Genomic DNA, 15,104 nt, shown 5'->3' on the forward strand with positions numbered 1-15,104 from the left:
TGCCCCTCAGCGCAGATGCGCCGTCTCGTTCAGCAGCCGTACCGACGCGTTCCCGTCGGCGTAGTACGCGACCGCCGACAGGGACGCGGCGGAGAGCTCCATCCGGAACAGGGAGTCCGGCGGGGCGCCGAGGGCCAGCCGTACCAGCGTCTTGACCGGGGTGACGTGCGTGACCAGCAGCACAGTGCGGCCCGCGTACCGGGCCAGCAGCTTGTCGCGGGAGAGGGCGACGCGGCGGGCGACCGAGGCGAAGGACTCGCCGCCGGTCGGTGCCGCCTTGGCGGAGCCGAGCCAGGCGGCCAGGTCCTCGGGGTGGCGCTCCTGGACCTCGGCGAAGGTCAGGCCCTCCCAGGCGCCGAAGTCGGTCTCGCGCAGGCCCTCGTCGACGCGTACGTCCAGGCCGAGGCGGGCCGCGACGGTCTCGGCCGTCTGCCGGCAGCGCTTGAGGGGTGAGCTGACGACGGCCTGGACGGTGCCCCGGGCCGCGAGCGCGGCGGCGACCGCCGCGGCCTGCCGGTGGCCGGCCTCGGACAGCTCCGGGTCGGAGCCGCCGCTGCCGGAGAACCGCTTCTGCGGGGTCAGCGCGGTCTCGCCGTGCCGCAGCAGGACGAGGGTGGTCGGCGCGCCCAGGTCGGCGGGCGCCCAGCCGGCCGGCGGCGTCCTCGGCCCGTCGGCCGGCTCGGTCTCCGCGGCGTCCGCCGCCGCGTCGGCCGCGCGGGCGGCGGCACTGCGCGCCGGGCCGCCCGCGTCCAGTCCGGCCCGGGAGTCCCGCGGTTCCCACTGCCGGCCGGCCTTGCCCGCGTCCATGGCCTCGTTGGCGAGCCGGTCGGCGTGCTTGTTCTCCTCGCGCGGGATCCACTCGTACGTCACCTGCGAGGGCGGGAAGACGCTCCGCGCCTCCGCCGCCAGCGGCCGCATGTCCGGGTGCTTGATCTTCCAGCGCCCGGACATCTGCTCGACGACGAGCTTGGAGTCCATCCGCACCCGGACGTCCGCCTCCGGGTCCAGCGCGTACGCGGCGCGCAGACCGGCCAGCAGCCCCCGGTACTCGGCGACGTTGTTGGTCGCCGTGCCGATGTACTCGGCGGCCTCGGCGAGCGCCTGCCCGGTCTCCGGGTCGATGACGACCGCGCCGTAGCCCGCGGGCCCCGGGTTGCCCCGGGACCCGCCGTCGGCCTCGACGACGAACGTACGGGCCACGGCCTACAGGCCCGAGTCGGGCGTGCGCACCAGGATGCGGCTGCAGTTCTCGCAGCGCACGACCTTGTCGGCGGGCGCGCTGCGCACGTCGTTCAGCTCGGTGATGTCCAGCTCCAGGCGGCAGCCCTCGCAGCGGCGCTGGTAGAGGCGGGCGGCGCCGAGGCCGCCCTGCTTCTCGCGCAGCCGGTCGTAGAGCTTGAGCAGGTCGGCCGGGATGTCGGCGACGGTCAGTTCACGCTCCTTGCGGACCGTGTCGGCCTCGGCGTCGATCTCGGCGAAGGCGGCGTCCCGGCGGCCGGCCGCGTCGTCGACCTTGGCCTGTACGGACTCCACGCGTCCGGTCAGCTCGGCGACGCGCTCCTGGGCGGACTCGCGGCGCTCCATGACCTCCAGGACGACGTCCTCCAGGTCACCCTGGCGCTTGGCGAGGGAGGCGATCTCCTTCTGGAGGTTCTCCAGGTCCTTGGGCGAGGTGATGGCGCCGGAGTCCAGGCGCTGCTGGTCGCGGGCGGCGCGCTGGCGCACCTGGTCCACGTCCTGCTCCGCCTTGGTCTGCTCGCGGGTGGTGTCGCTCTCCTCGGTCTGCGCGGCGACCAGCAGGTCGCGCTGCTGGGTGAGGTCGCCCTCCAGGGTCTGGATCTCGGCCAGCTCGGGAAGGTTCCTGCGCTTGTGCGCGAGCTGGCTGAGCCTCACGTCCAGGGCCTGGACGTCGAGGAGGCGGATCTGGTCGGCGGGCGCGGCGTTCAGCGGGGGGCTCCTGATGTATTCGTCGGGGTCGTGCGGGCGTCGGACGCCGCGTGGGCGGTCCAGGGGTCGGTGACCGTGCGCGACACATGGGTGCGCAGGTTCCAGCCGTGCCGGTCGGAAATCTCGTCGAGCTGGGCGGCGGCCTGCTCGCACCAGGGCCACTCGGTGGCCCAGTGGGCGGCGTCCAGCAGCGCCAGCGGGCTCTTCTGGGTCGCCTCGGAGGCGGGGTGGTGGCGCAGGTCGGCGGTGAGGAACGCGTCCACGCCCGCCGCCCGTACGTCGTCGAAGAGGCTGTCACCGGAGCCGCCGGAGACGGCGACCGTGCGGAGCGTACGGTCCGGGTCACCGGCGATCCGGACGCCCTGCGCGGTGGCGGGCAGCCGGGCGGCGGCGTACGGGCCGAACTCCGCGAGCGTCATCGGGTGCGGCAGCTCGCAGATCCGGCCCAGGCCGCGGCGGCCGTGGGGGTCGGTGTCGTCCGGCACCAGCGGACGCAGGATCCGCAGGTCCAGCGCGCCGGCCAGGGCGTCGGAGACGCCGGGGTCGGCGGTGTCGGCGTTGGTGTGCGCGACGTGCAGCGCGACATCGTTCTTGATCAGGGTGTGCACGACGCGGCCCTTGAAGGTGCCGGCCGCGACCGTGGTCGTACCGCGCAGGTAGAGCGGGTGGTGCGTGACGAGCAGGTCGGCGCCGATCCGCACCGCCTCGTCGGCGATCTCCTGCACGGGGTCGACGGCGAACAGGACCCGGCGCACCTCGGCGTCCGGATCACCGCAGACGGTGCCGACGGCGTCCCACGAGGCGGCCCGCTCGGGGGGCCAGAGGGCGTCGAGCGCGGCAAGGACTTCAGACAGTACGGGCACGGGTGGAAGGTTACCTCCCAGCCGTACCGGTATGCCGGGCCGCTTCGGGCAGCGGTCCGGCGGGCCGGGAGCGCCGTGGCCACCGAGGCGTACGGCGAGCACCGGGTTGACCGGGGCCGTCCGGCGCCGTGGCCACTCCCGCCGGCGCCCCATCCTGCGGCACAGAGCACAACCACCCCCCACACCTCAAGGCGAACCGGACATCAGCCACTCTTTCGCGTGAAGTGCCGCAACCTTCTCTGCTCGTTTGGGAGTGCGAAAACTAGCTTCGACCGCACTGACTGGAGGTGAGCACTCGATGACAGCCTGTGTCACCGAGGACGCCGCGGCGCCGGACACCCGGCAGCACGGCGCGGCGCTGACGATCGCCGCCGACGGCTCCTACGCCGCCCGGCTCGCGCGGCACGAGAGCACCGGGAGCTGGTACCCCGAGCGCTGGACGCTGGCGGGTCCCGAGCCGTACGCGGTCCCCCTGCCCGGCCACCAGCCCGAGGAGGCGGACACCGGGCTGCTGCCCCTCACGGACGGCCGGGTGCTGATCCGGCGCCGGGTCGCGGACCGCTGCACGCTCGGCCTGCTGTACCCGACCGGTCCGGGCACCGGCGAGCTGCCGCTGGGCGCCGTCGAGGCGGCGGAGCTGACGCTGCTGCCCGCCGCGCCGTGCGGCTCGCGCGCTTACGCGCTGGCGCCCGGCGAGCACTCCACCGCGCTGTGGCTGGTGCACGACGGCCGGCAGTCCACCGTCCCCGGCCGGGCGCGCTCCGTCCCCGCCTGCGTCGCCGAGATCGAGGGCCGCTGCACGGGCGGCGTCTGGCTGGACCGTACGGGCCGGCTGCTGGCCCTGGACCAGGAGCTGGCGGGGCGTACCAAGACGGTGGCGGTCGACCTGGAGCGCGGCGGCGAGGTCAGTCCGCTGCTCCAGATCACCGAGGAGAGCAACGACCGGCTGCTGCTGGCCGACCCGGACAGCGGGCTGCTGATCCTGCGGTCGGACGCGGCGGGGCACGACCGGCTGGGCTGGGGCGTGCTGGGCAGCGCGCTGCCGGTGCGCTTCCCGGAGTGCCTGCGGCTGCCGGACGCGGCGCTCCGGCCGTTCGCCGTGCAGTCGGGGCAGGCACTGGCGCCGGAGAGCAGCGCGGTGGCGTTCCGGGTGGACGCGGCCGCCGGGACCTGGCTGGGCGTCTGGCGGCCGGCGGAGCGCCGTCTGCGCCAGTTGCCGCCGCCGGGCGGATGGCTGGCGGGCACCGGGCTGTGGACGCCGGACGGCGAACTGCGGCTGCCGTTCGAGACACCGGCGGTGCCGTGCGGAGTGGCCCGGCTGCCGGCCCGGGCCACCGGGGCGCAGACCCGGGATGCCGCGCCCCTCGTGCTGTCCGCCGACGCCGGGCGTCGCGCGGAGCCGCCCGGCGCGCCCCGTTCCTCCGGTGGTCCCTGCGGTGCTCCCTCCGGTGACCTGACGCCCGCCGGTTTTCCGGTCAGAGCCGCACGATGGGTACGTATCCCCTCAACTCCCGTGGAGCTGCACGTCCGTACGCAGCCGCCACCCGCTCCCTCCACATCATCCTCACAAACGGAACCCGGGACGCAGGAACCGTTCGGCGCCTCCGCGCATCCCTCTCCGTGCAGACCGGTGCCGCTGCAACAGGCGCCGCTGGCGGCCCGGGAAGCCCGGTAGAGCAAGATCGTTCGCTTCGTTAGTATCGACGGTCGACCGGCCGCCGACGGCATCTCGCCGCGGCACTTCCCAGTGGTGACTGGGAGAGGTCCGACGCGTACCGCCGTAAGCGATCTGACGGAGTGACTTCCCGCATGTCCGAAGCCCGAACCGATACGACCCAGGCGCGCCTGCAGGACGCCGACCGGGCCGCCGCGGCGGCAGGCGCCGGCCGGCACCGTGGCCCGGCCGCCTCGGAGGACACCGACGCGTCCCCGAACGGCAGGCACCGCCGGGACAGGCAGCCGCAGGACGCCTGAGACCCCGCGTCCGAGCCTCCGGGGCCCGCCCCGGACCCGTGTGCCACCCGACGGCCGTGACCTCCGTACCGCCCGGTCAGGGGTACGGCGGGCACGGCCGTCGGGTGCGCGCAGGGACCGGAGGGCTCACCTCCGCTTGAGGCCGAGCACCTCCGTCGCCGCGAACGTCTCGTTCGGCGGGCGATCCGCGTAGTACGGCGTCAGTACGCCGTCCAGCTCCGCATACGTGAACGCCTCCTTCGCGGTGTCGAACTGCGCCGCCACCCTGGGCCGTTCGACCACCGCGACCATGCCGCCGTGCACCACCAGCAACTGTCCGTTGACCCGCGCCGCGGCGGGCGAGGCCAGGTAGCCGACGAGGGGCGCGACGTGTTCCGGGGACAGCGCGTCGAGCGCTCCGCCGCCCGGCTCCTCGAACCCGGCGAAGACGTCCTCGGTCATCCGGGTACGGGCGCGCGGGCAGATGGCGTTGACGGTGACGCCGTACTTGGCCAGGGCGAGGGCCGAGGAGGTGGTGAGGCCGACGACGCCCCCCTTGGCCGCCGCGTAGTTGGGCTGCCCCGCCGAGCCCGCGAGGAACGCCTCGGACGAGGTGTTGACGATCCGCCCGTACACGGCTTCACCGGCGGCCTTGGACCGTTCACGCCAGTGCGCGGCGGCGAAGTGCGTGGTGTTGAAGTGGCCCTTGAGGTGGACGCGGATCACCGAGTCCCACTCGTCCTCCGTCATGGAGAACACCATCCGGTCGCGCAGGATGCCCGCGTTGTTGACCAGGACGTCCAGCTTGCCCCAGCGGTCCACGGCCTGCCGGACCAGGTCGCGGGCCGTCTCGTGGTCGGCGACGTCACCGGCGTGCGCGACGGCATCGCCGCCCGCCGCGCGGATCTCGGCGGCGGTCTCCTCGGCCGGGCCCGCCGACGCGGCGCCGGAGCCGTCGCGGCCGGGCTGCCCGTAGTCGTTGACGACGACGGCCGCGCCGAGCCGGGCCAGTTCCAGCGCCTCCGCCCGGCCCAGGCCGCGGCCGGCGCCGGTGACGATCGCGGTCAGACCGTCGAGCGGCCGTTCGGTGGGAGCAGTCACGTTCTCGGCTTCCTCTCGTTCGTCGGGGCGCCACCCGCGCCGGGACGGATCACATCTCGATGCACGTACGGAGCGCGGCGCCGGTCCGCATCTGCTCCAGTGCCTCGTTGATCTCGGCGAGCCGCACCCGGTGGGTGATCAGCCCCGCCAGGTCGATGCGGCCCGCCCGCCACAGGGCGATGGCCCGCTCGTAGGAGCGCAGCACGTCCCCGCCCCCGTACAGCGACGGCAGAATGCGCTTCTCGTCGAAGAACAGCTCGAACATGTTGACCTGGAAGTGGTCGTCCATCGCCCCGGCACCGACGACGCAGAGGGTGCCGCCGCGCCGCGTCGCCTCGTAGGCGGTGCGCGCCGTGGCGGACTTGCCGACGACCTCGAAGACGTAGTCGAAGCCTTCACCGGCGGTGATCCTCTGTGCGGCGTCGGCCAGCGCCTCCGGGGCGACCGCTTCCGTGGCACCGAAGCGCAGCGCCGCCTCGCGCCGCGTCTCCACCGGGTCCACCGCGACGATCGACGCCGCCCCGCACACCCGCGCGCCCTGGACGGCGGAGATCCCCACGCCGCCGCAGCCGATGACGGCGACCGACGAGCCGGGTTCCACCCGCGCGGTGTTCAGCGCGGCGCCCAGCCCGGTCGTCACCCCGCACCCGATCAGCGCCGCGATCTCGTACGGCACGTCGTCCGGGATCGGTACGGCGCAGTTGCCGGCGACCACCACCTCCTCCGCGAAGGTGCCGGTGCCCGCGAAGCCGAAGACGTCGGACGGGTCGGCGCCGGGGCGGCGGAAGTTGGGGGTGCCGGCGTTCATGAACCCGGCCAGGCACAGGTGGGTCTGGCCGCGCTTGCAGGACGGACACGTACCGCAGGCGGGCAGCCAGCACATCAGCACCCGGTCGCCCGCCGACAGGCCCTCGACGCCGTCGCCCACCTCCAGGACCTCACCCGCGCCCTCGTGTCCGGGGACGAACGGGGCGGGCTGCGGCAGTACCCCGCTCATCGCGGACAGGTCGGAGTGGCACAGCCCGGTCGCCCGGACGCGGATACGGACCTTCCCCGGGCCGAACCCGACCGCCTCGATGTCGTCGACGACTTCCAGCTTGTCCTGCCCTGTCTGGTGCTGAATCGCTGCGCGCATGTGCGCTCCCTTCGCGGGGCGGCCAGAGTGGGGTGGTCAGGTACGGCCAGGCATGTCCTTACACACCCGGCGGGCCGGTCTCGACAGCGGTGTCCGCCAGGACCGGCGCGTCCTCCCGGTCGGCCGCCGTGACCGACACCAGGACCCGCCCCGGCTCCCGCCACATGCGGACGCGCAGCGTCTCGCCGGGGAAGACCACCCCGGCGAACCGGGTCGTGTACGCGGTGACGCGCGCCACGTCACCGCCCAGCACCTCGTCCACCACCGCCTTCAGCGTGATGCCATAGGTGCACAGCCCGTGCAGGATGGGCCGGTCGAAGCCGGCCAGCGCGGCGAACTCCGGGTCGGCGTGCAGGGGGTTCCAGTCGCCGGACAGGCGGTAGAGGAGGGCCTGGTCCTCCCGTACGGTCCGTTCGACGGTTCGGTCCGGCGCGCGCTCGGGAAGCTCCCGCCGGCTGGACGGCCCCCGCTCCCCGCCGAAGCCGCCCTCCCCCTTGACGAAGATCTGTGTGTCGCACGTCCACAGCGGCCCGTCGTCGTCGGCCGTCTCGGAGCGCAGCACGATCACCGCGGCCTTCCCCTTGTCGTACACGGCGGGCACGGTGGACGTCTGGACGGCCCGGCCCCGTACGGGCAGGGGCCGGTGCACGGTCACGGTCTGGCCGCCGTGCAGGACGGCCGCCAGGTCCACGTCGATGCCGGGCGCGGACAGGCCGCCGGCCAGTGCCATGCCACCGCCCGCCACCGTGGCGAAGCTGGGCAGTACGTGGAGTTTGCTCTCCAGGGTGTAGCGCAGCTCGCCGGGGTCGGTGGCGGGCACGCCGGCGCCGATGCCGAGGTGGTAGAGCAGGACGTCCTTCGGCTCCCAGGTGAGTTCGGTGGTCCGCGGCTCGGCGGAGGTGGCCTTGGCGGCGTCGATGGGCATGGGGCGGCTGCTCCTTCACCACGGTGGGAAGACCCCGGCCCGGCCGTCCGCACCGTCGGCCGTGCCGGGGTCGCCTGCGGTCGGCCGTCGCGTCGGCGGTCCGGGCGGTACGGGGCCGGCCACGGTGCCCGGCCCGCCGTTCTAGAACGCGTTCTATCCGACGGCTCTCATGTATAGCCGATCCGGCGGACGCCCGGAACCCCTGACGCCCCGTCAGGTGAGCGCGACGCCCCCACCCGCCCGGCTCTGTGACATTTGTCGGTGCCGACCGCGTACATTCACCCCTGCCGAGGCCGCGGACGGCGTCGGTAGCGTCGCGGGCAGAGCGCGGACAGCGGCGCGGAAAAGGGAAGAGGCAGTACGGAACGTGCGCAGGAACCGGCAGACCGAAGCGGACGGCCAGGACGGGCGGGGCGGCCAGGAGGGGCGGGACGGCCAGGGTGGCCAGGAGGCGCAGAGCGCGTGCGGCGGGCGGGGCCGGCTCGGCCGGCGCCGTACGCGCAAGCCGGCCGCGCCGGGCTGGTCCGGCCTGCTCGATGTGCCCATCGAACCGCACCAGGGCGCCGGGGCCCAGGAAGCCGACGGGGGCGACTCCGCCAAGGGCAGGGGCCCGCGCGCCTTCACCTTGCTGCCGTGGCTGCTGATGGGCATCGGCGCCCTGTCGAACATCATCAGCGGCAAGTCCCAGAACACCTGGCTGGCGGGCTTCGGCCTGCTCGCCTTCAACTCCCTGTACATCTTCGTCGTCTTCGCGGCCTTCAACCCCCGCTACCGCGACTCCCGCGTCCCGGTGTACGGGCTCGCCGCCCTGGCCGCCGTCACCTACACCATCTCCATCGCCTTCGGCCACGCCTGGCTGCTCTTCTTCCCGCTCCTGTCCCTGGCCTCCGGCGCGGTCCGGGCGATCCGCGGCAGGCCCCACTTCATCCTGCTGTTCGTCCTCAGCGGTTCCGCGGGCACCATCGCGGGCCGGCTCGTCGGCGACCACTGGCAGGCCGCCGCCATCGGTTACGGCACCTTCATCTCCGGCATGGTCACCGCCACCGTCCTGAGCCTCTTCGACACCGTCAAGCAGCTCGACGCGACCCGCCAGGAGCTGGCCCGCACGGCCGTGGAGAAGGAGCGCCTGCGCTTCTCCCGGGACCTGCACGACCTGCTCGGCCACACCCTGTCGGTGATCGTGGTCAAGGCGGAGGCGGTCCGGCGGCTGGCGCCGCGCGACCTCGACGCGGCCCTGGCCCAGACCGCCGACATCGAGGCGGTGGGCCGCCAGGCGCTCACCGAGATCCGCGAAGCGGTCACCGGTTTCCGCGAGGGCAGTCTGCGCACCGAGTTGGACCGCGCCCGGTCCGCCCTGGAGGGCGCCGGCATCGAACCCGTCGTACGCGAGTCGGGCCCGCCGCTGCCCCCGCAGGCGAGCGCGCTGCTCGGCTGGGTCGTCCGCGAAGGCGTCACCAACACCGTGCGGCACAGCGGCGCGACCCGCTGCGAGATCGAGGTCCGTACCGACGCCGCCGGCGACCGGGCCCGCCTCACCGTCACCGACGACGGCCACGGCCCCACCCCGTCCGCCACACCTCCCGCCACCGGCGGCACCGGCCTCAAGGGCCTCACCGAACGCCTCGCGACCGCCGGCGGCACGCTGGACGCCGGGCCGGACGGCCGCCGGGGATTCCGGCTGGTGGCGGAGGTGCCGTTGGGCGGTGAGGAGCCCCTGGGGCGCTAGCGTGTTCCTTACCGCACAGTTCCGCCCCACGGTGCAACTTCGCTCTCATGGGATAACTCCCGCCCCGTCCGGGACAACCTGTAGCTGAGTTCCCGCGACTACGAACGGAGAACCCCTGTGCGCATGACCGACATCCAGCGTTGCGAGGTCCGGCCCGGACGCCTCGTGGAGTGGACGCTGCACCCGGCGGTCGTCGAGGCCGCCATGAGCTTGCCGAACGACGCGCGTCCGCCCGCGTACATCCAGGAGTCCCACGTGCGCACGGCACGATCGGTACGCGAGGACGGGCTGTTCGTCCCCACCTGGCTCGGCACGGCCTTCGACATACCGCGGAGAGCCGACCTCGACGTCCTGCAGGAAGCACTGCGGACCTGGACCCTCCGGCACGAGACGCTGCGCAGCGGTTTCCGCTGGGCCGGAGACGAGATGCAGCGGTTCACGCTCGACGCCGACGACGTCGTGCTGCACCGTACGGAGGTCGGCGACTTCACCGACGCGGCGGCGCTGACCCAGCATCTGCAGGATCGATTCGACACCGCGGCGGACGCGCTCCGCTGGCCGAACTTCATCTTCACCGCGGTCGTCCGGGACGACTGTACGAGTGTCTACATGGCGTTCGACCACAGCAACGTCGACGCGTACTCCATCCAGCGGATCACCGCCGAGATCCATGAGCTCTACGCGGCCGGTCTCGACCGCCGCACCGTCGACACGGCGCCCGTCGCCAGCTACGTCGACTTCTGTGCGACCGAACGCAGCACCGCCGACCAGGTCGACGACACCCACGAGATCGTCGCCCGCTGGCGGAAGTTCATCGCCCAGTGCGACGGGAAACTGCCGAACTTCCCGCTGGACCTCGGCCTCGACCCCGGCGGCCCGCTGCCCACGCAGAAGTTCCTGCACGAGATGCTGGTGGACGACGCGGCGGCGGCCGCCTTCGAGGCGTACTGCCGCCCGTACGGCGGAAGCTTCATCGGCGTCCTCGCGGCCACCGGCCTCATCGTCCGCGACGTCGGCGGCCACCCGGTGTACCGCACCGTCGTGCCCTTCCACACCCGGGCGAAGTCCCAGTGGTCGGACTCCGTGGGCTGGTACGTGGGCGGCGCGCCGATCGAGGTGCCCGTGGGGCAGGCGCCGGACTTCGAGACCGCCATGCAGATGGTCCGTGCCGCCTTACGCGAGAACCGGTCGCTGTCCCGGGTCCCCCTCGCCCGGGTGCTCCGGCTGCTGGGCTCGGACTTCCGGCCCACGTCCCCCGACCTGTACTCGATCGTCTCGTTCGTCGACGCGCGCGGCGTCCCCGGCTCCGAACAGTGGCAGCACCTCAAGGCGTACGGGCTGATCCGGGTCTCGTACGGCGACCAGGTGTGCGCGTGGATCACCAGGCTCCACGAGGGCCTGCAGTTCGCCGGCCGCTACCCGGACACCGACGCCGCGTACGGCAGCCTGCGGCTGTACGTCGAGCGGCTGCGGGAACTCATCCTCTCGGTGGCCCGAAAAGACGTCGTGACACCCGTCTGACGTCCCGGTCCCGTACCGGCCGGCGCCGGGGCCCGCGCTGTTCTCGCGGGTGCCCTCGGCGCCGGCCGCAGGTGCTCTCACCGGGACCGCGGCAGCGTGGTCAGCGCTGGATCTTCACACTGATCCCCCGGGGCGCTTTCGCCGACTTCCCCGGCGGGACGACCTGCCCGACGGTGCCGGTGCAGTTCGTCCCGCGGTACACGACCACTTCGCGATTCGTCTGGTTCTTGAGGTCCAGGCCGGCCTTGGGCCAGGAGAAGCACGAGCCGTCGTGCGGATTGACGAATTTCTCGTTGCCGTTGACCGTGAGCGTGCCGGTAGCCGCCTGGGCGCTCGTCGGACACGTCAGGCACAGGACCACAGCGGCGCACGAGATGCCGACCGCGGCGCGCAGACGTTTCAAGGTTCCTCCCGGGGTGCGCACTGCATTCCCCCTATCGCTACCTCGCCTCCTGACCACCACACCACCCGTTCGGATGGTGTCGCGGCGCTCTACCCTGGTGCCATGAGCTGCGTAAGAGTCCTGCTGGCCGAGGATCAGGGAATGATGCGGGGCGCGCTCGCGCTGCTGCTCGGTCTGGAGGACGACATGGAGGTCGTCGCCCAGGTGTCGGCCGGGGACGAGATCGTGCGGACGGCCCTGGAGGCGCGGCCGGACATCGCGCTGCTGGACATCGAGCTGCCGGGCCGCAGCGGGCTGGACGCGGCGGCGGAGCTGCGGGAGGCGCTGCCGTCCTGCAAGGTGCTGATCGTGACGACGTTCGGCCGGCCCGGGTACCTGCGGCGGGCGATGGAGGCGGGCGCCTCCGGTTTCCTCGTCAAGGACGGGCCGGTGGAGGAGCTGGCGGCGGCGATCCGGCGGGTGCTGGCCGGGGAGCGGGTCATCGATCCGGGGCTGGCCGCCGCCGCGCTCAGCGCGGGGCCCAATCCGCTGACCCCGCGTGAGCGCGACGTGCTGACCGCGTCCGTGGACGGGGCGACCGTCGCCGACATCGCGGGAAAGCTGCACCTGTCGCAGGCGACGGTGCGCAACTACCTCTCCGGTGCCATCGGCAAGACCGGTACGCGCAACCGTATGGAGGCGGCGCGCACCGCCCGCCAGAACGGCTGGCTGTAGCGCCGCGCCGGGCCGTCAGCTCCCCGTGCCCTCCTGGAGGTAGCTCTCGTACCCCTTGGCGTCCAGCAGGCCGTCGAGTTCGGCGGGCCGGGACAGGCGCAGGACGGCCAGCCAGCCCCCGCCGTACGGCTCGTCGTTGATCTGCTCAGGGGCGTCGTTGACGGTGTCGTTGACCACGAGGACCGTGCCGGTCAGCGGTACGTAGACCTCGGTGACGGCCTTGACCGACTCCAGCGAGCCGAACGCGTCACCCGCCTCGAACCGCTCGCCCTGCTTGGGCAGTTCGGCATAGACGATGTCGCCCAACTGCCGCTGCGCGTGGTCGGTGATGCCGACGGTGACCTGATCGCCTCTGACCCGGACCCACTCGTGGTCCTTGGTGTACGAAAGATCCGCGGGGATGTTCGCCATGCCGCGGACGGTGCCACCGCCCCCGGGCGGAGGGAAGGCTTCCGGCGGGGGAAGGGACGTCCGGCGGCCGGGGCCCGGGGCGGGCGGGCACCTTCGCGGGTACGCGCGGGCACGTACCCGGGTGCGGCCGGTCACGTCCGCAGGTACGACGCCCCGTTCAGGTCCAGCACCGCGCCCGAGCTCCACTGCGCCTCCGGGGACGCCAGCCACCGTACGGCGGCCGCGACCTCCTCCGGGACGGCGACGCGGCCGAACGGGCTCTGGGTGCGGATCGCCGCGCCCTCGGCGCCGGTCAGGCGGTGGGCGACCCGCTCCGTGTCGATGAAGCCGGGGGCGACGGAGGCCACCGCGATGCCGTACGGGGCGAGGGCGACGGCCAGCGACTGGCCGAGGGCGTGCACGGCGGCCTTGGTGGCGCCGTAGGCGGGGTGGTCGGGCTCACCGCGGAAGGCCCCGCGGGAGCCGACGTTGACGATCCGGCCGCCGGTGCCCTGCGCGATCATCGCCTGGGCCGCGCCGTGGCTGAGGTGGGCCGTGCCGAGCAGGTTGACGGTGACGTGCTGCCGCCAGGCGGCGGCCCACGCGTCGTACGGGGTACTGGCGGGCGGGTGCGGGGTGTTGACGGCGGCGTTGTTGACCAGGACGTCGAGGCCGCCGAGCGCCTCGACGGCCGCCCCGGTCAGCGCGGCGGCACCGGACGGGTCGGTCAGGTCGGCGCCGAGCAGCACATGGCCGCTGCCGGGCAGCTCCGCGAGGGTCCGCTCGGCGTCCGCGCGCCGCGATCCGTAGTGCACCGCGACCCGGTCGCCGTTCTCGGCGAAGGCGTGGGCGACGGCCCGGCCGAGGCCGCGCGAGGCGCCGCTGACCAGGACGCGACGGCCGGTGGCGGGGAACTCGGGGACGGGCGCGGGTGCGGGTGCGGGCTCAGTCATGGTGGGCGTCCTCGGGTCGACGGGGCAGGGCGAGGACCATCAGGAGCACGCTCGCCAGCAGGATGACCGTGCCGACCTGGAAGGCGAGGCCGTATCCGCCGGCCATCGCGGCCCGGCCGCCGTGGCCCGCCGCGATGCGGGTGGCGGCGACCGTGGACAGGATCGACAGGCCGAGCGCGCCGCCCATCTGCCGCGAGGTGTTGATCAGGCCGGAGACCAGGCCCTGGTCGGAGACCGCGGCGCCGGAGGTGGCGATGGAGGCGATCGGGGTGGCGGTCAGGCCCGCGCCGAAGGCCATCAGGACGCCGGGGCCGAGCAGTGTGCCGAGGTAGGTGCCGTCGGCGTCCATCTGCCCCTGCCAGAACATGCCCGCGGCGGAGATCAGCGCGCCCGCGACGGCCAGCGTCTTGGCGCCCGCCCGGTTCATCAGACGCGGCGCGATCTTGGAGCCCAGCACGATGCTCAGCGAGTGCGGGATGAAGGAGAGGCCGGCTTCGAGGGGCGTGTAGCCGAGGACGTTCTGCACGTAGAGGGAGAGGAAGTACCACATGGAGAACATCGCGGCGCCGGCCAGCACCATGGCGCCGTTCGCCGCGTACACCGAGCGCAGCCGGAAGAGCGTGAGCGGCATCAGCGGCGCCTTCGTACGGGCTTCGACGGCCACGAAGGCGAGGAGTACCAGCAGACCGGCGGCGAGCGGCAGCAGCGCGCTCGCGGAGGTCCAGCCGTCCGACTCGGTCTGCACGATGCCGTACGCCACCAGGGCCAGGCCCGCCGTCACCAGCAGGGCGCCCGGGACGTCGAGCCGCCGTCCCTCGCCGCGCCGGCTCTCGGTGAGCCAGAGCAGCGCCCCGGCCAGCACGAGCGCGCCGACCGGCACGTTGATCAGCAGCACCCAGCGCCAGGTGAGGTACTCCGTCAGCACACCGCCGACCAGGCCGCCGACGGCGCCGCCGCCCGCGCCGACCGCGGTCCAGGTGGCGATGGCCCGGGTCCGGGCCGGGCCCGCGGGGAACGCGGTGGTCAGGATGGTGAGCGTGGCCGGGGAGAGCACCGCGGCGCCGACGCCCTGGACCGCACGGGCCGCGATCAGCTGCCACGGCTCCTGCGCCAGGCCGCCCGCCAGGCTGGCGACGGTGAAGAGGGTGAGCCCCACGACGAATATCCGCTTGCGCCCGAAGAGGTCGGCCACCCGGCCGCCGAGCAGCATGAACCCGGCGAAGGTGATCACGTAGGCGTTGACCACCCATTGCAGTCCCAGCTCGCTGAGCCCGAGGCCGGCGCGCATGCTCGGCAGCGCGACATTGACGACCGAGACATCGAGGACGACGAGGAACTGCCCGGCACAGACCAGCAGCGTCACCAGCCAGACGGGCGGGGTGCGGCGGGCGTTTCCGGGCAGCGTGGCGGGGGTGGCTGTCGGGGGCATGGTCTCCATAGTTGCACCTGACACGCGTCAGTGGCATCGGATTA

At 73.6% G+C, this 15,104-nt stretch carries 15 protein-coding genes; 5 read left to right on the forward strand and 10 right to left on the reverse strand.

Annotation, left to right across the window (positions count from 1 at the left end; genetic code table 11):
* Window positions 1-6: 6 nt before the first annotated feature.
* Genes ACZ4QV_RS04500 through ACZ4QV_RS04510 form a run of 3 tightly spaced genes read right to left on the reverse strand, consistent with a single transcriptional unit; the run spans window position 7 to window position 2,810 of the window.
* Entirely contained in the window at window positions 7-1,200 is a 1,194-nt protein-coding gene (locus ACZ4QV_RS04500; RefSeq protein ID WP_361586778.1) for a bifunctional RNase H/acid phosphatase, read from the reverse strand.
* A 3-nt stretch (window positions 1,201-1,203) separates the two neighbouring features.
* Complete coding sequence (locus ACZ4QV_RS04505) at window positions 1,204-1,947, reverse strand: zinc ribbon domain-containing protein (protein WP_361145198.1); 744 nt, start codon at window positions 1,945-1,947, stop codon at window positions 1,204-1,206.
* On the reverse strand, window positions 1,944-2,810 hold the full coding sequence (locus tag ACZ4QV_RS04510; protein ID WP_361143438.1) for a Nif3-like dinuclear metal center hexameric protein: 867 nt from the start codon (window positions 2,808-2,810) through the stop codon (window positions 1,944-1,946). Before ACZ4QV_RS04510 ends, ACZ4QV_RS04505 begins: the two co-directional genes overlap by 4 nt.
* A gap of 298 nt (window positions 2,811-3,108) precedes the next feature.
* On the opposite strand from ACZ4QV_RS04510, the gene ACZ4QV_RS04515 reads away from it, so the two are divergent.
* Entirely contained in the window at window positions 3,109-4,485 is a 1,377-nt protein-coding gene (locus ACZ4QV_RS04515) for a hypothetical protein (protein ID WP_361586774.1), read from the forward strand.
* A 134-nt stretch (window positions 4,486-4,619) separates the two neighbouring features.
* Window positions 4,620-4,784 carry a hypothetical protein gene (locus ACZ4QV_RS04520; RefSeq protein ID WP_361143444.1) on the forward strand — a complete coding sequence of 55 codons (165 nt, stop codon included), beginning with the start codon at window positions 4,620-4,622 and terminating at the stop codon, window positions 4,782-4,784.
* A gap of 126 nt (window positions 4,785-4,910) precedes the next feature.
* Here ACZ4QV_RS04520 and ACZ4QV_RS04525 read toward each other — a convergent pair whose 3' ends face one another.
* Genes ACZ4QV_RS04525 through ACZ4QV_RS04535 form a run of 3 tightly spaced genes read right to left on the reverse strand, consistent with a single transcriptional unit; the run spans window position 4,911 to window position 7,924 of the window.
* On the reverse strand, window positions 4,911-5,864 hold the full coding sequence (locus ACZ4QV_RS04525; RefSeq protein ID WP_361143447.1) for a 3-oxoacyl-ACP reductase: 954 nt from the start codon (window positions 5,862-5,864) through the stop codon (window positions 4,911-4,913).
* A 49-nt stretch (window positions 5,865-5,913) separates the two neighbouring features.
* Window positions 5,914-6,999 (reverse strand): Zn-dependent alcohol dehydrogenase, encoded by a 1,086-nt coding sequence (locus ACZ4QV_RS04530; protein ID WP_361586770.1) that lies wholly within the window; start codon window positions 6,997-6,999, stop codon window positions 5,914-5,916.
* 58 nt (window positions 7,000-7,057) lie between these two features.
* Window positions 7,058-7,924, reverse strand: coding sequence for a MaoC/PaaZ C-terminal domain-containing protein (locus ACZ4QV_RS04535; RefSeq protein ID WP_361616796.1), 867 nt, complete (start codon window positions 7,922-7,924; stop codon window positions 7,058-7,060).
* 367 nt (window positions 7,925-8,291) lie between these two features.
* On the opposite strand from ACZ4QV_RS04535, the gene ACZ4QV_RS04540 reads away from it, so the two are divergent.
* Together ACZ4QV_RS04540 and ACZ4QV_RS04545 are read left to right on the forward strand one after the other, a co-directional pair.
* Window positions 8,292-9,650: a sensor histidine kinase gene (locus tag ACZ4QV_RS04540; RefSeq protein WP_467762570.1), complete on the forward strand. Its 1,359-nt coding sequence runs from the start codon at window positions 8,292-8,294 to the stop codon at window positions 9,648-9,650.
* A 123-nt stretch (window positions 9,651-9,773) separates the two neighbouring features.
* On the forward strand, window positions 9,774-11,171 hold the full coding sequence (locus ACZ4QV_RS04545) for a condensation domain-containing protein (RefSeq protein WP_361143456.1): 1,398 nt from the start codon (window positions 9,774-9,776) through the stop codon (window positions 11,169-11,171).
* A 100-nt stretch (window positions 11,172-11,271) separates the two neighbouring features.
* Here the strand turns inward: ACZ4QV_RS04545 and ACZ4QV_RS04550 are convergent, their stop codons facing one another.
* Window positions 11,272-11,574, reverse strand: a complete 303-nt coding sequence (locus tag ACZ4QV_RS04550) for a hypothetical protein (RefSeq protein WP_361143459.1) — start codon at window positions 11,572-11,574, stop codon at window positions 11,272-11,274.
* 102 nt (window positions 11,575-11,676) lie between these two features.
* On the opposite strand from ACZ4QV_RS04550, the gene ACZ4QV_RS04555 reads away from it, so the two are divergent.
* Entirely contained in the window at window positions 11,677-12,288 is a 612-nt protein-coding gene (locus ACZ4QV_RS04555; RefSeq protein WP_361143462.1) for a response regulator transcription factor, read from the forward strand.
* Between the two features lie 15 nt (window positions 12,289-12,303).
* Here the strand turns inward: ACZ4QV_RS04555 and gcvH are convergent, their stop codons facing one another.
* From gcvH to ACZ4QV_RS04570, 3 genes are all read right to left on the reverse strand, one after another.
* Window positions 12,304-12,699 carry a glycine cleavage system protein GcvH gene (gcvH, locus tag ACZ4QV_RS04560; RefSeq protein ID WP_361143464.1) on the reverse strand — a complete coding sequence of 132 codons (396 nt, stop codon included), beginning with the start codon at window positions 12,697-12,699 and terminating at the stop codon, window positions 12,304-12,306.
* A 131-nt stretch (window positions 12,700-12,830) separates the two neighbouring features.
* The gene (locus ACZ4QV_RS04565) at window positions 12,831-13,631 is read right to left on the reverse strand and encodes an SDR family NAD(P)-dependent oxidoreductase (protein WP_361143468.1); all 801 of its coding nucleotides are present in this window, start codon (window positions 13,629-13,631) and stop codon (window positions 12,831-12,833) included.
* A complete protein-coding gene (locus tag ACZ4QV_RS04570; protein WP_467762571.1) occupies window positions 13,624-15,069 on the reverse strand; it encodes an MFS transporter in 1,446 nt (481 codons plus the stop codon). Before ACZ4QV_RS04570 ends, ACZ4QV_RS04565 begins: the two co-directional genes overlap by 8 nt.
* Window positions 15,070-15,104 lie beyond the last annotated feature (35 nt).

It is taken from the genome of Streptomyces sp. NPDC026394 (assembly GCF_055567735.1).